Annotated in this window: 19 protein-coding genes; 12 read left to right on the forward strand and 7 right to left on the reverse strand. The window is 71.3% G+C overall.

What is annotated here, in order from left to right; translation table 11 throughout:
- Positions 1–155: 155 nt before the first annotated feature.
- Positions 156–836 (reverse strand): pyridoxamine 5'-phosphate oxidase family protein, encoded by a 681-nt coding sequence (locus tag ACWC94_RS32240; protein ID WP_450800819.1) that lies wholly within the window; start codon positions 834–836, stop codon positions 156–158.
- A 68-nt stretch (positions 837–904) separates the two neighbouring features.
- Between ACWC94_RS32240 and ACWC94_RS32245 the strand changes: the two genes are divergently transcribed.
- From ACWC94_RS32245 to ACWC94_RS32255, 3 genes are all read left to right on the forward strand, one after another.
- Positions 905–2,236: an aminotransferase class I/II-fold pyridoxal phosphate-dependent enzyme gene (locus ACWC94_RS32245; protein WP_450800820.1), complete on the forward strand. Its 1,332-nt coding sequence runs from the start codon at positions 905–907 to the stop codon at positions 2,234–2,236.
- Positions 2,237–2,335: 99 nt separating this feature from the next.
- Positions 2,336–2,854, forward strand: coding sequence for a hypothetical protein (locus ACWC94_RS32250; protein WP_450800821.1), 519 nt, complete (start codon positions 2,336–2,338; stop codon positions 2,852–2,854).
- Positions 2,855–2,925: 71 nt separating this feature from the next.
- The gene (locus ACWC94_RS32255; RefSeq protein ID WP_450800822.1) at positions 2,926–3,765 is read left to right on the forward strand and encodes an IS982 family transposase; all 840 of its coding nucleotides are present in this window, start codon (positions 2,926–2,928) and stop codon (positions 3,763–3,765) included.
- Positions 3,766–3,988: 223 nt separating this feature from the next.
- Here ACWC94_RS32255 and ACWC94_RS32260 read toward each other — a convergent pair whose 3' ends face one another.
- The gene (locus ACWC94_RS32260; protein ID WP_450800823.1) at positions 3,989–4,921 is read right to left on the reverse strand and encodes a DMT family transporter; all 933 of its coding nucleotides are present in this window, start codon (positions 4,919–4,921) and stop codon (positions 3,989–3,991) included.
- 74 nt (positions 4,922–4,995) lie between these two features.
- Here ACWC94_RS32260 and ACWC94_RS32265 point away from each other — a divergent pair, with 74 nt between their 5' ends.
- On the forward strand, positions 4,996–5,904 hold the full coding sequence (locus ACWC94_RS32265) for a LysR family transcriptional regulator (protein WP_450800824.1): 909 nt from the start codon (positions 4,996–4,998) through the stop codon (positions 5,902–5,904).
- A gap of 286 nt (positions 5,905–6,190) precedes the next feature.
- On the opposite strand, the gene ACWC94_RS32270 is transcribed toward ACWC94_RS32265, so the two are convergent.
- Positions 6,191–6,658, reverse strand: coding sequence for a pyridoxamine 5'-phosphate oxidase family protein (locus ACWC94_RS32270; RefSeq protein WP_450800825.1), 468 nt, complete (start codon positions 6,656–6,658; stop codon positions 6,191–6,193).
- A 105-nt stretch (positions 6,659–6,763) separates the two neighbouring features.
- Between ACWC94_RS32270 and ACWC94_RS32275 the strand changes: the two genes are divergently transcribed.
- A complete protein-coding gene (locus ACWC94_RS32275) occupies positions 6,764–7,408 on the forward strand; it encodes a cysteine hydrolase (RefSeq protein WP_450800826.1) in 645 nt (214 codons plus the stop codon).
- 6 nt (positions 7,409–7,414) lie between these two features.
- On the opposite strand, the gene ACWC94_RS32280 is transcribed toward ACWC94_RS32275, so the two are convergent.
- A complete protein-coding gene (locus ACWC94_RS32280) occupies positions 7,415–7,930 on the reverse strand; it encodes a Rieske (2Fe-2S) protein (RefSeq protein WP_450800828.1) in 516 nt (171 codons plus the stop codon).
- Between the two features lie 181 nt (positions 7,931–8,111).
- On the opposite strand from ACWC94_RS32280, the gene ACWC94_RS32285 reads away from it, so the two are divergent.
- From ACWC94_RS32285 to ACWC94_RS32315, 7 genes are all read left to right on the forward strand, one after another.
- Positions 8,112–8,876, forward strand: a complete 765-nt coding sequence (locus ACWC94_RS32285) for a HipA family kinase (protein WP_450800829.1) — start codon at positions 8,112–8,114, stop codon at positions 8,874–8,876.
- Positions 8,873–9,322 carry a DUF3037 domain-containing protein gene (locus ACWC94_RS32290; RefSeq protein WP_450800831.1) on the forward strand — a complete coding sequence of 150 codons (450 nt, stop codon included), beginning with the start codon at positions 8,873–8,875 and terminating at the stop codon, positions 9,320–9,322. Before ACWC94_RS32285 ends, ACWC94_RS32290 begins: the two co-directional genes overlap by 4 nt.
- A 147-nt stretch (positions 9,323–9,469) precedes the next feature.
- On the forward strand, positions 9,470–10,231 hold the full coding sequence (gene fabG, locus ACWC94_RS32295; RefSeq protein ID WP_450800832.1) for a 3-oxoacyl-ACP reductase FabG: 762 nt from the start codon (positions 9,470–9,472) through the stop codon (positions 10,229–10,231).
- 13 nt (positions 10,232–10,244) lie between these two features.
- Positions 10,245–11,009, forward strand: a complete 765-nt coding sequence (locus ACWC94_RS32300; protein ID WP_450800833.1) for an SDR family oxidoreductase — start codon at positions 10,245–10,247, stop codon at positions 11,007–11,009.
- Between the two features lie 187 nt (positions 11,010–11,196).
- Positions 11,197–12,774, forward strand: a complete 1,578-nt coding sequence (locus ACWC94_RS32305) for an ABC transporter substrate-binding protein (RefSeq protein ID WP_450800834.1) — start codon at positions 11,197–11,199, stop codon at positions 12,772–12,774.
- A gap of 106 nt (positions 12,775–12,880) precedes the next feature.
- Positions 12,881–13,564 (forward strand): uracil-DNA glycosylase, encoded by a 684-nt coding sequence (locus ACWC94_RS32310; RefSeq protein ID WP_450800835.1) that lies wholly within the window; start codon positions 12,881–12,883, stop codon positions 13,562–13,564.
- A gap of 159 nt (positions 13,565–13,723) precedes the next feature.
- The gene (locus ACWC94_RS32315) at positions 13,724–14,194 is read left to right on the forward strand and encodes a hypothetical protein (protein ID WP_450800836.1); all 471 of its coding nucleotides are present in this window, start codon (positions 13,724–13,726) and stop codon (positions 14,192–14,194) included.
- Positions 14,195–14,268: 74 nt separating this feature from the next.
- On the opposite strand, the gene ACWC94_RS32320 is transcribed toward ACWC94_RS32315, so the two are convergent.
- The 3 genes from ACWC94_RS32320 to ACWC94_RS32330 all read right to left on the reverse strand — a co-directional run bounded on the left by ACWC94_RS32320 (position 14,269) and on the right by ACWC94_RS32330 (position 16,000).
- Positions 14,269–14,736 (reverse strand): hypothetical protein, encoded by a 468-nt coding sequence (locus ACWC94_RS32320; protein ID WP_450800837.1) that lies wholly within the window; start codon positions 14,734–14,736, stop codon positions 14,269–14,271.
- Positions 14,737–14,850: 114 nt separating this feature from the next.
- Complete coding sequence (locus tag ACWC94_RS32325; protein ID WP_450800838.1) at positions 14,851–15,366, reverse strand: DinB family protein; 516 nt, start codon at positions 15,364–15,366, stop codon at positions 14,851–14,853.
- Between the two features lie 43 nt (positions 15,367–15,409).
- Entirely contained in the window at positions 15,410–16,000 is a 591-nt protein-coding gene (locus ACWC94_RS32330) for a TetR/AcrR family transcriptional regulator (RefSeq protein ID WP_450800839.1), read from the reverse strand.
- Position 16,001 lies beyond the last annotated feature (1 nt).

The raw sequence follows: 16,001 nt of genomic DNA on the forward strand, positions 1-16,001 counted from the left end.
CGGCGCGCGCGGCGCCCGGCGCGGGCGGGGGGGCGGGGGGCCCCCCCCGCGCCCCCCCCGCCCCCCGGGCGGGCGCCGCCGGGGGCCGGCGCGGGGCCCCCCCCCGCCGGGGCGGCGGCCGGGAGTCGGTCCCGGGGTAGGCCCCGGTCCTGGGTTCAGCGGGTCTGCAGGTAGTCCGGCAGCTCGACGCCGGCCGCCAGGTCGGCGTTGGGCACCGGCGCGTCGTAGCCCTTGCGGAGCGGGACGACGCCGGCCCAGTGCGGCAGCGCGAGGTCCTCCGGCTCGTCGTTCGCGCCGCCGGTGCGGACCTTGGCCGAGACCTCGTCCAGGTCCAGGCGGATCACCGCGGTGGCGGCCAGCTCCTTCTTGTTCGCGGGCCGGGAGTCGGCGGCGCGGCCCGGCACGACGTGGTCCACCAGCGCGTCCAGCGCCACCCGCCGCTCCTCGGGGTCGGTGACCTGGCGCGCGACGCCGTGCACCACCACGGAGCGGTAGTTGATGGAGTGGTGGAAGGCGGAGCGCGCCAGCACCAGCCCGTCCACGTGGGTGACCGTCAGACACACCCGCAGGCCCGGGTCGGCCTCGCCGGTCATCCGCAGCGGGCGGGAACCGGTGGACCCGTGCACGTAGAGCCGCTCACCGACCCGGCCGTACAGCGTCGGCAGCACCACCGGTGCCCCGTCGCGGACGAAGCCCAGGTGGCACACGTACCCCTCGTCGAGTATCGCGTGCACCAGCTCCTTGTCGTACGACGCCCGGTCCGCGGAGCGGGTGGGCACGGTGCGGTCGGTCGGGGTGTAGGCGGCGGCCTGGGTTTCCTCGGTCGTCCCCTGCATGACGGTCCCTCCATGGCGAGCATCGGCGTGCGTTGTGGTGCAGATTGCACTAGTGCATAATGTTCTTTGTGCTAGGAGAGTATCCCATTGAAGGGCGGGGCGCAGCCGAGATCGCGGCCAGCGTCGAACGCGCGGTCGGAACCGGAGACCTGCAGCCGGGTCAACTGCTGCCTCCCATGCGGGAGTTGGCGACCCGGCTCGGCGTGAACCCCAACACCGTCGCGGCCGCCTACCGCACCCTGCGCGAGCGCGGAGTGATCGAGACGGCCGGCCGCCGGGGCAGCCGCATCCGGCCCAAGCCGGCCACCACCGGCCGTGAGGAACTGCGCGTGGAGGTCCCCGACGGAGGCCGCGACCTGGCCACCGGCGACCCCGACCGGGCCCTGCTGCCCCGCCTCGCCCCGGCCCTGGCCGCGGCGGCCGAGGAGGGCGACCGGCGGCCCGTCCTGTACGGCGGCGATCCGGTCGACCCGGACCTCGTGCGCCTCGCCCGCGCCGAACTCGACGCCGACGGCGTCCCCGACGGCCCGCTGACGGTGACCTCCGGCTCCCTCGACGCCATCGAGCGCGTCCTCGCCGCGCACCTCAAACCGGGCGACGCGGTCGCCGTCGAGGACCCCGGCTGGGGCAGCGTCCTCGACCTGGTCCCCGCCCTGGGGCTGCGCACGGTCCCGGTGGGCGTGGACGACGACGGACCGAGCCCCGACGACCTGCGTCACGCCCTGGAGGCGGGGGCCCGTGCCCTGATCGTCACCGACCGCGCGCAGAACCCGACCGGCGCCTCGGTGACCGCGACACGCGCGCGTGCCCTGCGCGCGGTCCTGCGCGAGCACCCGCAGACCCTGCTGATCGAGGACGACCACGGCCACGGCATCGTCGACCTCCCGCTGCACCCCCTGGCGGGCACCACCCGCCACTGGGCCGTCGTCCGCTCCGCCTCCAAGGCCTACGGCCCCGACCTGCGGGTGGCCGTCCTCACCGGCGACCCGGTCACCGTCGACCGGGTGCGGGGCCGTCAGCGCCTGGGACCGGGCTGGGTGAGCCTGCTGCTGCAGCGGACCGTGGTCCGGCTGTGGACCGAGGGCGCGGTGGACCGGGTGGCGGTGGCACGGGCGTACGGGGCGCGGAGAGACCCACTGGTCGACGCGCTGGCGGAGCGCGGGGTCGTCGCCCACGGCCGCAGCGGCATGAACGTGTGGATCCCGGTCCCGGACGAGACGGGTGCGGTGGCCCGTCTCCTCCAGCAGGGCTGGGGGGTCGCTCCGGGCGCCCGTTTCCGCCTGAACAGCGGCCCGGCGATCCGGATCACGATCTCGACGCTCACACAGGAGGACATCGGCCCCTTGGCGGACGCGGTGGCGGCGGCGGTACGCCCCTCCCCGGCCCGCGCCTACGGCTAGACGAATGAGTCCGATGTCTGACGGTGTGCTGTTGGCGCCACGGCATAATGATCAGCAGGGCGCTGTCGCGGAACGCCGGTGCTTCAACGGGGAGTTGATATGCAGAGCGCGAATGGTGAAGCCACCCTCGTCATAGCCGTGGTGGTTGTCGGCCTGGTGGTGCGTCGGCAGCTTCGCACCCGTCCGGTGCGGCGATACGGCTCGCTGATCGGACCCGCGATCCTCGGTGTCCTCGGCGCCGTGGGAATCGCCTTCGGTATCGCCTCGGTCGTCAAGTACCGTGCGCTCCCCGTACCGTCCCTCGTCCTCTTGGTGGCGAGTCTGGGCGTTGCGGCGGCGCTCGGCGCGGTGAGAGCCCGGACCGTACAGGTCTGGTGTGGGCCCGAGGGAGAGGCCCTGCGCAAGGGTTCGGCGGCGACGACCGGACTGTGGCTCGCCTCTGTGGGCGTACACATCGGTCTGGCCCTGTGCATCGACCACGCGGCCGGAGCCGGAATGCTGGGGACCGCGTCGCTTTACGCCTATCTGGCCTTCGGCCTGGGAACGCAGAACCTCTTGGTACGTGCACGCGCCGCCGCTCTGCGCCCCCGCGGCTGGAACACAACTCCCGCCGCGTAGCTCGTCGAAGGAGCGCGTTCCCCGCTCGACGGCGTGTCTGGGAACGTAAAGAGGGCTTCCAAGATCGTCGCGTGAAGAACGAGGACCTGGAAGCCTTGCTGACCGCACTGTACGTAAAGATCGACGACGAGCTGGAGGCAGAGCGATGGATGGGCTGCCCACCGCAGTTGAGCGATGCCGAGCTGGTCACGCTCGCGGTCGCGCAGGCGCTGCTCGGCTTCCGCTCCGAGGCCCGGTGGCTGAGGTTCGCCCGCAAGAACCTCGCCACGATGTTCCCGTACCTGCCACAGCAGTCCGGGTACAACAAGCGGCTCAAGGCCGGGTTGCCGCTGGTCAAGAAGGCGATACGACTGCTCGCAACGGACACGGACTTCTGGTTCGACAACCACTGGATCGTGGACTCCACACCGGTGGAGTGCGGCCGCTCCCGGCCGACGGTGAAACGCTCGGAGATGGCCGGATGGGCCGGATACCGGTACTGCGCCTCCCACTCCCGCTTCTTCTGGGGCCTGCGCCTGTACCTGGTGTGCACGCCGACCGGGATGCCGATCCTGTGGGCGCTGGCGAACCCGAAACTCGACGAACGCGAAGTGCTCCAGGCCATGCTCGACGTCGACGAAGACCTGGTCGCCGGGCGGCCCGGACTGCTGATCACTGCGGACAAGGGCTTCGCCTCCAAGGAGTTCGCGAATGACCTGGTCATGCGTGGGGCCGAACTGCTGCGACCCTCGTTCAAGCGGGAGAAGAAGCGCAAGGGCGAGGGCTTGCTCAAGTCGGTGCGGCAGCTGATCGAGTCCGTGAACGACACCCTCAAGGCGCAGTTGGACCTGGAGCAGCACGGCGGACGGACCTTCGAGGGCGTCGCCGTCCGTGTCGCCCAGCGCATCCTCGCCATGGCCGCCGCGATCTAACGCAACCACAAGACCGGCGCCCCGACCACGCGGTCGCTGGTCGCATTCGATCACTGAACACATCGGACTTATTCGTCTAGGCCCTCTCGTTTGGATCATCCCGCGTCGCAGGGGGCCTGATCCAACCGACAGGGCCTAGCGGTACGTCACACAGGGGCGCGGGGAACCGTGCGATCGGCCACGAGTGGCCGGCACGCGCGCGCGAAACCCCAGGCCCGCCCCTTCAGGCGCCCTTCCGCCGCACCTGGGTGAGCGCGGCCCCCGCGAGCACGACGACCGCCCCCACCGGCGTGGTCCACCGCAGCGACTCCCCGAGGATCGCGACGCCCGCACCCGTGGCGATGACCGGAATGAAGTACGTGACCATCTGCGCGGTGGTGGGCCCGACCTCGGCGACCAGCCCGTACTGGATCAGAACCGCGAGCCCCGTGCCGAACGCCCCGAGCGCGGCGACCGCCAGCAGCGGCACGAGCGGGAAGTGGGCCGGGAATGAAGTGAACAGCGGTGTGACGACAGCGAGTTGAAGCGTTGCCAGCAGCAGCTGCGCCCCCGTCATCGACAGATGCGAGTGCCCCGTTCCGGCCAGCGTCCGCCGGACGTAGATCCAGCCCACCGGGTAGCTCAGCGATGCCAGCAGGGCCATGGCCGTACCCGTGGCGTCGAGCCCGTGGAAGCCCTGCCACGCGCCCAGCACCGTCAGGACGCCCAGAAAGCCCAGCCCGAGGCCGGCCACGCGGATCCGGGTCGGCCGGTCCTCGGAGAGCGCGACCAGCGACAGGGCCATTCCCCACAGGGGCGAGGTCGCGTTGCAGATACCGGCCAGTGTGGACGGGATCGTCAGCTCCGCGTAGGCGAAGAGGGAGAACGGCAGGGCGTTCAGGAAGAACGCGGCGACGGCCATGCGGCCCCACAGCCGGGCCCCGCGCGGCAGCCGCTCCCGCTTGGCCGCCATCGCCGCCGCCAGTACCGCCGTACCGAACACGAGGCGCCCGAGAGTGACCTGGAAGGGTGCGTACCCCTGCGTGCCCACCTTGATCAACAGGAAGCTGAAGCCCCAGATCAGGGACAGTGCGCCGAAGCGCAGCCGCCAGTCGAGGCGGGGGTGGGGGCGGGCGGGGGCCGGGGACTGGGTGCGGGTTGCGGTGACCGTGCTCATGACCCCTACGATGCTGCAGGCAACCTCGTAGCACAATCGAGACTTCGCACGGGGTATCTCTTAGAATCACTTACATGTTGAACCTGGAGCGCCTGCGCACCCTCGACGCCCTCGCCCGGCACGGCTCGGTCAGCGCGGCGGCGGACGCGCTGCACGTCACCACGTCCGCCGTCTCCCAGCAGCTGGGCAAGCTGGAGCGGGAGATCGGCCAGCAGCTCCTCGCCAAGAACGGCCGGGGCGTGCGGCTCACGGACGCCGGCCGGCTGCTGTCGGAGCACGCGGCGCGCATCCTGTCGCAGGTCGAACTGGCCGAGTCCGACCTGGAGGCGCACCGCGGGCAGGTCGTCGGCGAACTGCGGCTGTCGGCGTTCCCGACCGCCGCCCGCGGACTCTTCCCGGCCGCGCTCGGCGCGCTGCGGGCCGAGCATCCCGGTCTGCGCGTGCGCTCCAGCGAGCTGGAACCGGAACAGGGCATCGCCGGTGTCGTCCGGGGCGACCTGGATCTCGCGGTGGTCCTGGACTGGTACAACAAGCCGATGCCCGTGCCCGACGGCCTGGTCAAGGCGCCCCTGCTGGACGACCCGGCCGATGTCGCCATGCCCCTTGGGCACCGGCTCGCCGACCGGGAGGAGGTGGACCTCGCCGAGTTCGCCGAGGACGAGTGGATCACCTGGGGCGAGGGCGAGTTCTGTCACGAGTGGCTGATGTTCACGCTGCGGTCCAAGGGCGTCGAACCGATCGTCGGCCACCGCGCCGGCGAGACCCACACCCAACTCGGCCTGGTCGCCTCCGGACTGGGCGTGTGCATCGCACCGCTGCTGGGCCGTCACCCGGTCCCGGACGGCGTGGTCCTGGTGCCGCTCAGGCAGCGGGTGCGCCGGCACGTCTACGTGGTCTGGCGGGCGGACGCCGACCGCCGCCCGTCGATCCGGGCCGCGGTCGACGCCCTGCGTACCGCCGCGCAGCGGGTGAGCCAGGACTGAGCGGGGCCCCGAAGCGGCACGGGGCCGCGTCCGATGTGCGGCTACCGCCGCGTGACGCGACCAGCCGCAGTGGACCCGCACACGGGTCATGGCCCATCGCGGCGATTCCCGCTAGGGTCTGTCGTCACATTCCCGTCGTTGCCCGAAGGGCGGCCTGGCGGCGTCAGGTGCGTGCTCTCGGTGTGCCGGGCGTGGACCCGCGTACTGGACGTACTCGGGTCCACGCCCGGTGCGGCGAGAGTGCGTGCATGGCGCCGCCAGGCAGACGGGAATTTGACGACAGGCCTTAGGCGCCCAGTTTCCGGAAGTCCCAGGAGACGATCTTCTCCGGGGTCAGCCGTGCCCAGGCGTGCCGGCCGTCGTGCGGCATCTCGTCCAGGCCGAAGTTCTTCCGCGCGAACAGCGTTTCCGCCGTGTCGAGTTCGGCGCACAGCTCCCCGGTGCGCGGCACCTCGCCCACGAACTCCACCCGCCCGGACAGCTCGACCCCGCGCAACTGGTCGTACTCCTCGCCCGAGTCGATGACGACGGCCACCCGCGGATCGCGGCGCAGCTGTGCCCAGCGCCGGCTGCGCACCACCGAGTACAGCCACAGCGAGGTGCCGTCCCAGGCGAACCAGAGCGCGCTGACATGCGGCGTGCCGTCCGCCGAGACGGTCGCGACCCGGCAGGTGCGCTGACCGGTGAGGAACGTGTCCAGCTCGCCGGGCGTCATCATGATCTTCCGGCCCCGGCGCTGCTGAGTGGTGGTCATGCGGCCCCCTCTTCTCCCACGTCCGCCAGAGAACTATCGTGTCGTCGTACTGATCCTCTGACATCACGTCAGAAAAGGAAACGGTCCGGAGCAGGGGAGCGCGTCATGCCGTCGCACGAACAGCTCAGCGAACTCCTCGACCCCGTGCACACCGTCCTGCTCACCGTGGAGTGCCAGCGGGGGGTCGTCGGACCGGACAGCGCGCTGCCCGAACTCGCCCGCGAGGCCCGCTCCTCCGGTGCGCTGCACCATGTGGCCCGGCTGGTCGCCGCCGCCCACGAGGCCGGCGTCCAGGTCGTCCACGCCGTCGCCGAACGCCGCCCGGACGGCCGGGGCGCGAGTCGCAACGCCCGGCTGTTCCGTGCCGCGGAACGCCTCCCCGTCCAGCAGCTGTCCGGCACCACCGCGGTGCGCGTCGCACCCCCGATCGAGGTCGGCGAGGAGGACCTCGTCGTACGCCGGCTGCACGGCCTGTCCCCGATCCACGGGACCGAAGTCGACGCCCTGCTGCGCAACCTCGGCTGCCGCACGCTGATCGTCACCGGTGTCTCCGCCAACGTGGCGATACCCAACGCCGTGTTCGACGCGGTCAACCTCGGCTACACCGCCGTCGTCCCCGCCGATGCCGTCGCGGGGGTGCCCTCCGACTACACGGCCGCGATGATCCGGCACACCCTCGCGCTGGTCGCCACGGTCTCGACCACCGACGAGGTGCTCGGTTGTCTCAAACGGCCGCGCGGGCGGTCCTGAGCAGGCTCAGGCCAGTTTGATCTCGTCGCCGGAGACGGTGATCTTGGCGGCGGGCAGCGGCTGGGTCGCGGGCCCCTTCTTCACACTGCCGTCCGCGACGGAGAAGTGGCTCTGGTGACACGGGCACACGATCACGCCGTTCGCCACGCTGCCCACGGCACACCCCTGGTGGGTGCACTTGGACGAGAACGCCTTGTACTGGCCCGCTGCCGGCTGTGTGACCACGACCCCCTGGTCCTTGAAGATCTTGCCGCCGCCCTCCGGTATGTCCGAGGTCTTGGCGAGCGCGGTACCGCCGGCGGAGCCGCCGCCGTTCTGCGAGGCTCCGGTGGAGCCGGTGCTGCCCGTGGTCCCGGCCGAGCCGGTCGTGCCCGTCGCGCCGGACCCGGGGTCGGCGGCGCCCGACGTGTCGTCGCCCGAACCGCAGGCGGTCAGCGCGGCGGCGAGCCCCGCCGCTCCCGCCGCCGCGACGACGGTACGGCGGGCGGGTCCGGTGGCCGGCTGGGGCGATGCGCTGGTCATGTGGCGTTCCCTTCCGCGGAGCTTCTCTTGATCCGTCCAGGGGTACGGCGCTCGGGCGCCACCCGTTCAGACGGGCACCCAGATCCTTGCCGTCCGGGCATGAGAAGGCCGTGAGCCACAGCTGTGAATCCGCTGTCGGCCACACCCCGGCAACCCGCGGCGATCCCAGTAACCTGGGGCGATGCTCAAGGAAGTCACCGCGACCCGCTTCATCACGCCCCTGCGTGAGGGGGGCTCGCTGCCGGGGCTCGTCGAGGCCGACGACTTCGGGACCTACGTCATGAAGTTCACCGGCGCCGGACAGGGCCGCAAGACCCTGGTCGCCGAGGTGGTGTGCGGCGAACTCGCCCGCCGCCTCGGCTTCCGGATGCCCCGGCTGGTCACCCTCCAACTGGACCCGGTCCTCGGACTCGGCGAGCCCGAGCAGCAGGTGCAGGACCTGCTCAGGTCCAGCGGCGGCACCAACCTCGGCATGGACTTCCTCTCCGGCGCACTCGGCTACGACCCGCTCGCCTTCCCGGTGAGCCAGGAGGAGGCCGGCCGGATCGTCTGGTTCGACGCGCTGATCAACAACGTGGACCGCTCCTGGCGCAACCCCAACCTCCTCGTGCACGGCGGCGAGCTGTGGCTCATCGACCACGGAGCGACGATGATCTGGCACCACAACTGGCCCTCCGCCGAGGCCTCCGCGGCCCGCCCGTACGACGCCTCCGACCACGCCCTCGCCCCCTTCGCCCCGGACGTCACCGCCGCCGCGGCGGAGCTGGCACCCCGGGTCACCGAGGACCTGCTCGCCGAGGTCACCGCCGAGATCCCGGACGCCTGGCTCAGCGACGAGCCCGGCTTCGACACCCCGGACGACCTGCGCCGGGCCTACGCGCGGCCCCTGCTCGCGAGGGCGGCCGTCATCGCCGAGCGCATCACCGGCACCGAGGAGGACAAGTGAGCGAGCGGCACATCCACATGGCCGGCCATGTCACCGAGCGGCACATCACCCGGGCGGGCCAGGGCGGCGACCGGGACGTGTTCGAGTACGCGCTGCTGCGGGTCGTACCGCGCGTGGAGCGCGGCGAGTGCGTCAACGCGGGCGTGATCGTCTACAGCCGCGCGAAGGCCTACGTCGGCGCCCGTACCCACCTGGACGAGGCCCGGGTGCTGGCCCTGGACCCGCGGGCTGACGTGGCCGGGATCCGGGCCGCGCTCGACGCGGTCGAGCGGCACTGCGCGGGGGGCGAGGAGGCGGGGCAGGCGGCCCGGGACGACGCCGGGCGGCGCTTCCGCTGGCTGATCGCGCCCCGCTCCACCGTCGTCCAGCCCGGCCCGGTGCACACCGGCCTCACCACCGACCCGGCCGCCGAGGCCGAGCGCTTGCTGGACCTCCTGGTGAGGTAATGGATCACAACCGCCCGGTGGGCCGTTGACACCGGGTGCCAGGGCTTCTAGCGTCACCTGTGCTGAAGGTACTAAGCGGTCGCTCACCGCACCACGAGGTCCCCCGAAGGACCAGACAGGTTCTCTCAAGGGCGAGGAGAAGCAGCAATGTCCACCACTGAACAGCGGGTCGCGGTCGTCACCGGCGCGGCGCGCGGCATCGGCGCCGCCACCGCGGTACGACTGGCCGCCGAGGGCCGCGCCGTCGCCGTGATCGATCTCGACGAGGCCGCCTGCAAGGACACCGTCGAGAAGATCACCGCGGCCGGCGGCAAGGCGATCGCGGTCGGCGCGGACGTCTCCGACGAGGCGCAGGTCGAGGCGGCCGTCGCCCGGATCACCGAGGAGCTGGGCGCCCCGACGATCCTCGTCAACAACGCGGGCGTGCTGCGCGACAACCTGCTGTTCAAGATGAGCGTCTCCGACTGGGACACCGTCATGAACGTCCACCTGCGCGGCTCCTTCCTGATGACCAAGGCCGTCCAGAAGCACATGGTCGACGCGGGCTTCGGCCGGATCGTCAACCTCTCCTCCTCCTCGGCGCTCGGCAACCGCGGCCAGGCCAACTACTCCGCCGCCAAGGCCGGCCTGCAGGGCTTCACCAAGACCCTCGCCATCGAGCTGGGCAAGTTCGGCATCACCGCCAACGCGGTCGCCCCCGGCTTCATCGCCACCGAGATGACCAAGGCCACCGCCGACCGCGTCAAGATGGACTTCGACGACTTCAAGAAGGCCGCCGCCACCCAGATCCCGGTGCAGCGCGTCGGCGAGCCCGAGGACATCGCCAACGCCATCGCCTTCTTCACCGGCGAGGCCGCCGGCTTCGTCTCCGGCCAGGTGCTGTACGTCGCCGGCGGACCGCTCAACTAAGGGATACGGGTACATGACTTCCCCTGAACTGCCCGAGCTGTCGGGCAAGGTCGCCCTCGTCACGGGCGCCAGCCGCGGCATCGGCTACGGCGTCGCCGAGGCCCTCGTCGCCCGCGGCGACCGTGTGTGCATCACCGGCCGGGGCGAGGACGCCCTGAAGGAGGCCGTCGAGAAGCTCGGCTCGGACCGGGTCATCGCCGTCGCCGGCAAGGCCCACGACCTCGACCACCAGACCGAGGCCGTCGAGCGCACCATGGAGGCCTTCGGCCGCGTCGACTTCCTGGTGAACAACGCGGGCACCAACCCGGTCTTCGGCCCGATGGCGGACCTCGACCTGAACGTCGCCCGCAAGGTCTTCGAGACCAATGTGATCTCCGCGCTCGGCTTCGCCCAGAAGACCTGGCACGCCTGGCAGAAGGACAACGGCGGCGCCATCGTCAACATCGCCTCGATCGCCGGTCTCGCGCCCTCGCCGTTCATCGGTGCCTACGGCGTCAGCAAGGCCGCGATGATCAACCTGACCCAGCAGCTGGCGCACGAGTTCGCGCCGCGGGTGCGGGTCAACGCCATCGCCCCGGCCGTGGTCAAGACCAAGTTCGCCCAGGCCCTGTACGAGAACCGCGAGGAGGAGGCGGCCTCCGCCTACCCCCTCGGCCGGCTCGGTGTGCCCTCCGACATCGGCGGCGCCACCGCCTTCCTCACCTCCGGGCAGTCCGACTGGATCACCGGTCAGACGCTCGTCGTGGACGGCGGCATCTTCCTGAACGCCGGGGTGTGAGCCACCTCCCGGGCGTCGATTTTCGGACGGATCGGCGCCCGGGAGACCCCGGACAGTCCGCACTGCGGAATGACAACGTCGTCATGGCGAAGTCGATCAAGAAGCCCCGTTTCCGGGGAGGTCCAGAGGGCCGAACGCTGCGGTATCGTCTGCCGACCCTTGGTATGGCAGATCGAGGAGCGTGCGCGTGTTCAACCGGAACCGATTCCTGCGGAGAGTCGCGGCGATCGCGTCCATATCCCTGGTGGCCGGCTGCGGTCTGCTGTCCAGCGGTGACGGCGACGGCAAGGGGCCGATCGTCGTGGGTACCACCAGCGCCCCCAGCACGCTGGATCCGGCCGGTGCCTGGGACGGCTCCTGGGAGCTGTACCGGAACATCTTCCAGACGCTGCTCGCCTACCCCAACGGTGCCACCACCCCCCAGCCCGACGCCGCCCAGCGCTGCTCCTTCACCGACTCCAGCAGCCGCACCTACCGCTGTACGCTGCGCGCGGGCATGAAGTTCGCCGACGGCGACCCGCTGAACGCCCAGGCGGTCAAGCACTCCATCGACCGCATCCGCACGATCAACGCCCGCGGCGGCCCCGCCGGACTGCTCGGCAGCCTGGACCGGGTGCAGGCGCTCGGCGACCGCGACGTCGTCTTCCACCTCAACCAGCCCGATGCCACCTTCCCCTTCGTGCTGGCCACCCCCGCCATGTCGATCGTCGACCCGGACGACTACCCCGCGCGCTCCCTGCGCAAGGACGACCAGGTGTACGGCTCGGGGCCGTACAAGCTCCAGTCGTACCAGGACGACCAGCAGGCCGTCCTGGTCCGCAACGACAACTACCAGGGCTTCGCCAAGCGGCAGAACGACGCGGTGACCATCCGCTACTTCCAGGACTCGGCCGGCATGGTCAAGGCGCTGCGCGCCAAGCAGATCGACGTCACCTACCGCGGTCTCGCCGCCGACGACATCCTCGCCCTCCAGCAGCACGAGGACTCCGCCCTCCAGCTGGTCGACGGCGCCGGCACCGACATCAGCTACCTGGTGTTCAACCCCAAGGACCCCTGGGCCAAGGAGCCCGCCGTACGCAAGGCCGTCGCCCAGATCGTCGACCGGGGCGCCATCGCGCACAAGGTCTACAAGGACACGGTCGACCCGCTGTACTCGATGGTCCCCAAGGGCCTGACCGGACACACCACCGGCTTCTTCGACGACTACGGCGACCCGAGCGTCCCCAAGGCCCGCAAGATCCTCTCCGACGCGGGCATCCACCAGCCCGTCCCGCTCACCCTCTGGTACACCACCGACCGCTACGGCTCCGAGACCGCGTTGATGTTCCAGGAACTGAAGCGGCAGCTGGAGGCTTCCGGCCTGTTCACCGTCACCCTCAAGAGCCGCCCCTGGAAGACCTATGTGGTCGGCTACCAGAAGGGCGACTACCCGGTGTTCGGCCGCGGCTGGTTCCCGGACTTCCCCGACGCGGACAACTTCATCGCCCCGTTCGTCGGCGAGCACAACGCGCTCGGTACGCCCTACCCGTCCAAGGACATCACCGACAAGCTGCTGCCCCACTCGCGCGCGGAGAGCGACCGCGCCCAGACGGTCAAGGACATGCAGCAGGCCCAGCAGATCATGGTGAACGACGCCCGGCTGATCCCGCTGTGGCAGGGGAGGCAGTTCGTCGCCGCGAGCGAGGACATCGCCGGTGGCGAGCAGGCCCTCGACCCGTCGACGATCATGATGATGTGGACACTGCACCGCAAGACCAGCTGGTGAGTGGGTGAACGGCCCTCGCGGCACCGATTGTCAGTGGTCGCCTGTAAGTTCTGAGAACGGGAAGTGACCGCACGCCGTAATTGATCGACATCGTGAGGACGTTGACGTGACCGACATCGCCATGCTGCCCGAGTCCTGGCGCGGGGTTCTGGGCGACGAACTGCAGCAGCCCTACTTCAAGGAGCTGACCGAGTTCGTCGAGGAGGAGCGGGCGAAGGGCCCCGTCCATCCGCCGCGCGAGGAGGTCTTCGCCGCGCTGGACGCGACGCCGTTCGAGCAGGTCAAGGTCCTCGTCCTCGGCCAGGACCCGTATCACGGCGAGGGCCAGGGCCACGGCCTGTGCTTCTCGGTGCGCCCCGGGGTGAAGACCCCGCCCTCGCTCCGGAACATCTACAAGGAGATGAAGGAAGACCTGGGCCTGCCGGTCCCGGACAACGGCTATCTGATGCCCTGGGCCCGGCAGGGCGTGCTGCTGCTCAACGCGGTCCTCACGGTCCGGGGCGGCGAGGCGAACTCGCACAAGGGCAAGGGCTGGGAGAAGTTCACCGACGCGGTGATCCGCGCGGTGGCCTCCCGGCCCGACCCGGCGGTCTTCGTCCTGTGGGGCAACTACGCGCAGAAGAAGCTGCCGCTGATCGACGAGACCCGCCATGTCGTGGTCAAGGGCGCGCACCCCTCGCCGCTGTCCGCGAAGAAGTTCTTCGGCTCCCGCCCGTTCACCCAGATCAACGAGGCGATCGCCCTGCAGGGGCACGAGCCGATCGACTGGCGCATCCCGAACCTGGCGTGAGGGCCGCACGGGGGGTGAGCCGGTGCCCGGTGCCGTGGCCGGCCGGCGGCTCCCCGAGGGGCGCGGGGCCGTGTGTGACATGCGGCTCCGCCTGACCCGCAAAACCCGCGGAGCCGGTTAGCGTCGGAGCGGACAACCGACGACGGCCCGGAGGACGCGGTGACGGAGCGGCAGGAGCAAGCGGCAGCGGATCCCATGCTGACGCGGATCGGCCAGGTCGTGATGCTCCACCACGGCGGCGACCGCGAGGAGGCCCGCAGCCGTTTCCTGGACCTGTGGGCGGAGATCGGAGAGGCCGGCACCCCGCTGCACCGCTGCACCCTCGCCCACTATCTCGCGGACACCCAGGACGACCCGGAGGACGAACTCGCCTGGGACCTCAGGGCGTTGTCGGCGGCGGAGGAGCTGGACTCCGGCGCCGGCGGCGCCCCGGCGGGTGTCCGGGGTTTCTTTCCCTCCCTGCATCTCAACCTGGCCGCCGACTACGTCAAGCTGGGCCGCGCCGAGGCCGCCCGCAGCCATCTGCACCGGGCCCGTGAGGCCGCGGGCACGCTGGCCGACGACGGCTACGGCGACGGGGTGCGGGCGGCCATCGGCCGGCTGGAGCTGCGGCTGGGGGAAGACGCCTGAGGGCGTGCCGGGCCGTGCCGTCGCGCGTCTGCCGCGCCGTTCCCCGCGCCCCAGGGGCTTGCCCACGGCGGCTGTCAGTGGCCGTACGCCCGGTCGCAGATCACCGACTCCGGGCTGCCGGGGCGCCAGCCGCCGTACTTCCTGCCGAGGGCGCACACGTCCGGGGGTTCGGGGGCGGTCGCGTTCGGCAGGTCGGGGAGGGCGGTGTGCGACGGACGGGGGTGCTCGCGCCGGCGTGCGGGAGCAGGAGGGGCGGCCGGGGGGCGATGCGTCACCGGGGGTGCCTCTGCCCGGTGCCGCGGTGCGGTCGGCGCCGGAGGCCTCGGACGGTGGGACGGGCCGGTCATCTCCAGTGCCTCCCGGGCCGGTGCCTGCACCACGCGGGGTTCCGCGCTGCCGTCCGGACGGGGCACCGCCGGCAGTGAGGGTGCCGTGCCGCGGGGCGGCGGGGGTGCCGCCGGGCGCTGTACCGTCACACAGCCGGAGAGGGCCGAGACGGCCACGGTGGCCAGGAGCACTGCGGTGGTCGTCGTTCGATGCACCCGCGCAACTCTGCTGGGTCGGCCCCCGGCTTGGCAGCAGGGAGCCGATGTCGATGCCCCCGCACGGGTGATCTCGTGCCCCGTGCGGAGGATCACGGTGTACCGAAGGTGACGTCAGTCCCCGGTGGCGCCGTCGATCCGCTCACGGACCAGATCGGCGTGGCCGTTGTGCCGGGCGTACTCCTCGATCATGTGCGTGTAGATCCAGCGCAGGGTGAACGGCTCGTCACTGGACCAGCTCTGTCCCTTGGACAGGTCGTCGAGGTCGAAGCCGGCCGCGTTGCTCCGGGCGATCTCGATCTCGTCCTGCCAGGTCGTGTACGCCTCCTGCCAGGTGTCGGCCTCGGTGAGACGGAACTCGCCGTCCCGGTCGTCCTCGCCGGTGCAGTAGATCGGCCCGGGGTCGTCGCCCACCAGCACCTTGCGGAACCAGCTCCGTTCGACCTCCGCCATGTGCCGGACCAGCCCCATGAGGGACAGCGTGGAAGGCGGCACGGACGCCGTCCGCAACTGCTCGTCGCTCAGCCCCTCACATTTCCAGGCCAGTGTCCGGCGGTGGTAGTCCAGCCAGCCCTCCAGCATCTCGCGTTCACCGGCGTTCAGGGCGGGTTCTCGGCGTTCGTACGTCATGCCCGTATTATCCCCACCGAAGATCATGCGCCTCACCGGGCGATTACCTGCCCAAGAGTCCCGAGAGCAGTTCCCGCAGGCCCTGGCGGATCTCCTCCAGGCCCGGCGCCCGCGCGCCGAACGAACCCGCCACGCACGAGAACATCAGCCCGTCCGCCCAGGCGACCACGGACAGTACCTGCCGGTCCGGGTCGGGCGAGCCCACGGCGGTGAGCATCGCGGCCAGCTGTTCCTTGAAGACGGCACCGGTCCGGTCGTAGAAGGCACGCAGTTCGGGGCGCCGGGTGGCTTCCAGGGCGAGTTCGTAGCGGGCGATCAGCAGCTCGCGCCCCTGGGTCAGGGAGCGGTGCACGGCGAGGGCCAGCCCGTCGGCCAGGGCGTCGACCCCGCCGCTCGGATCCGGCGTCTCCGCCACGTCCAGCACCCGTGCCTCACGCTCGGCGTGTCGTCGTACCGCCAGTTCCAGCAGCGCCTGCCGGGTGCGCGCCACGTTCGAGGTCGAGCCCAGCGGCAGGCCGGCCGCCTCGTCGACGGCGCGGTGCGTCAGCCCGCGCATCCCGCGGTCGGCCAGCAGGGTGAGCGCGGCGTCGGCGACGAGGTCGGCGCGGGAGACGCTGGGGGTGTGTGCGGGCATG

It is taken from the genome of Streptomyces sp. NPDC001135, from assembly GCF_053598395.1.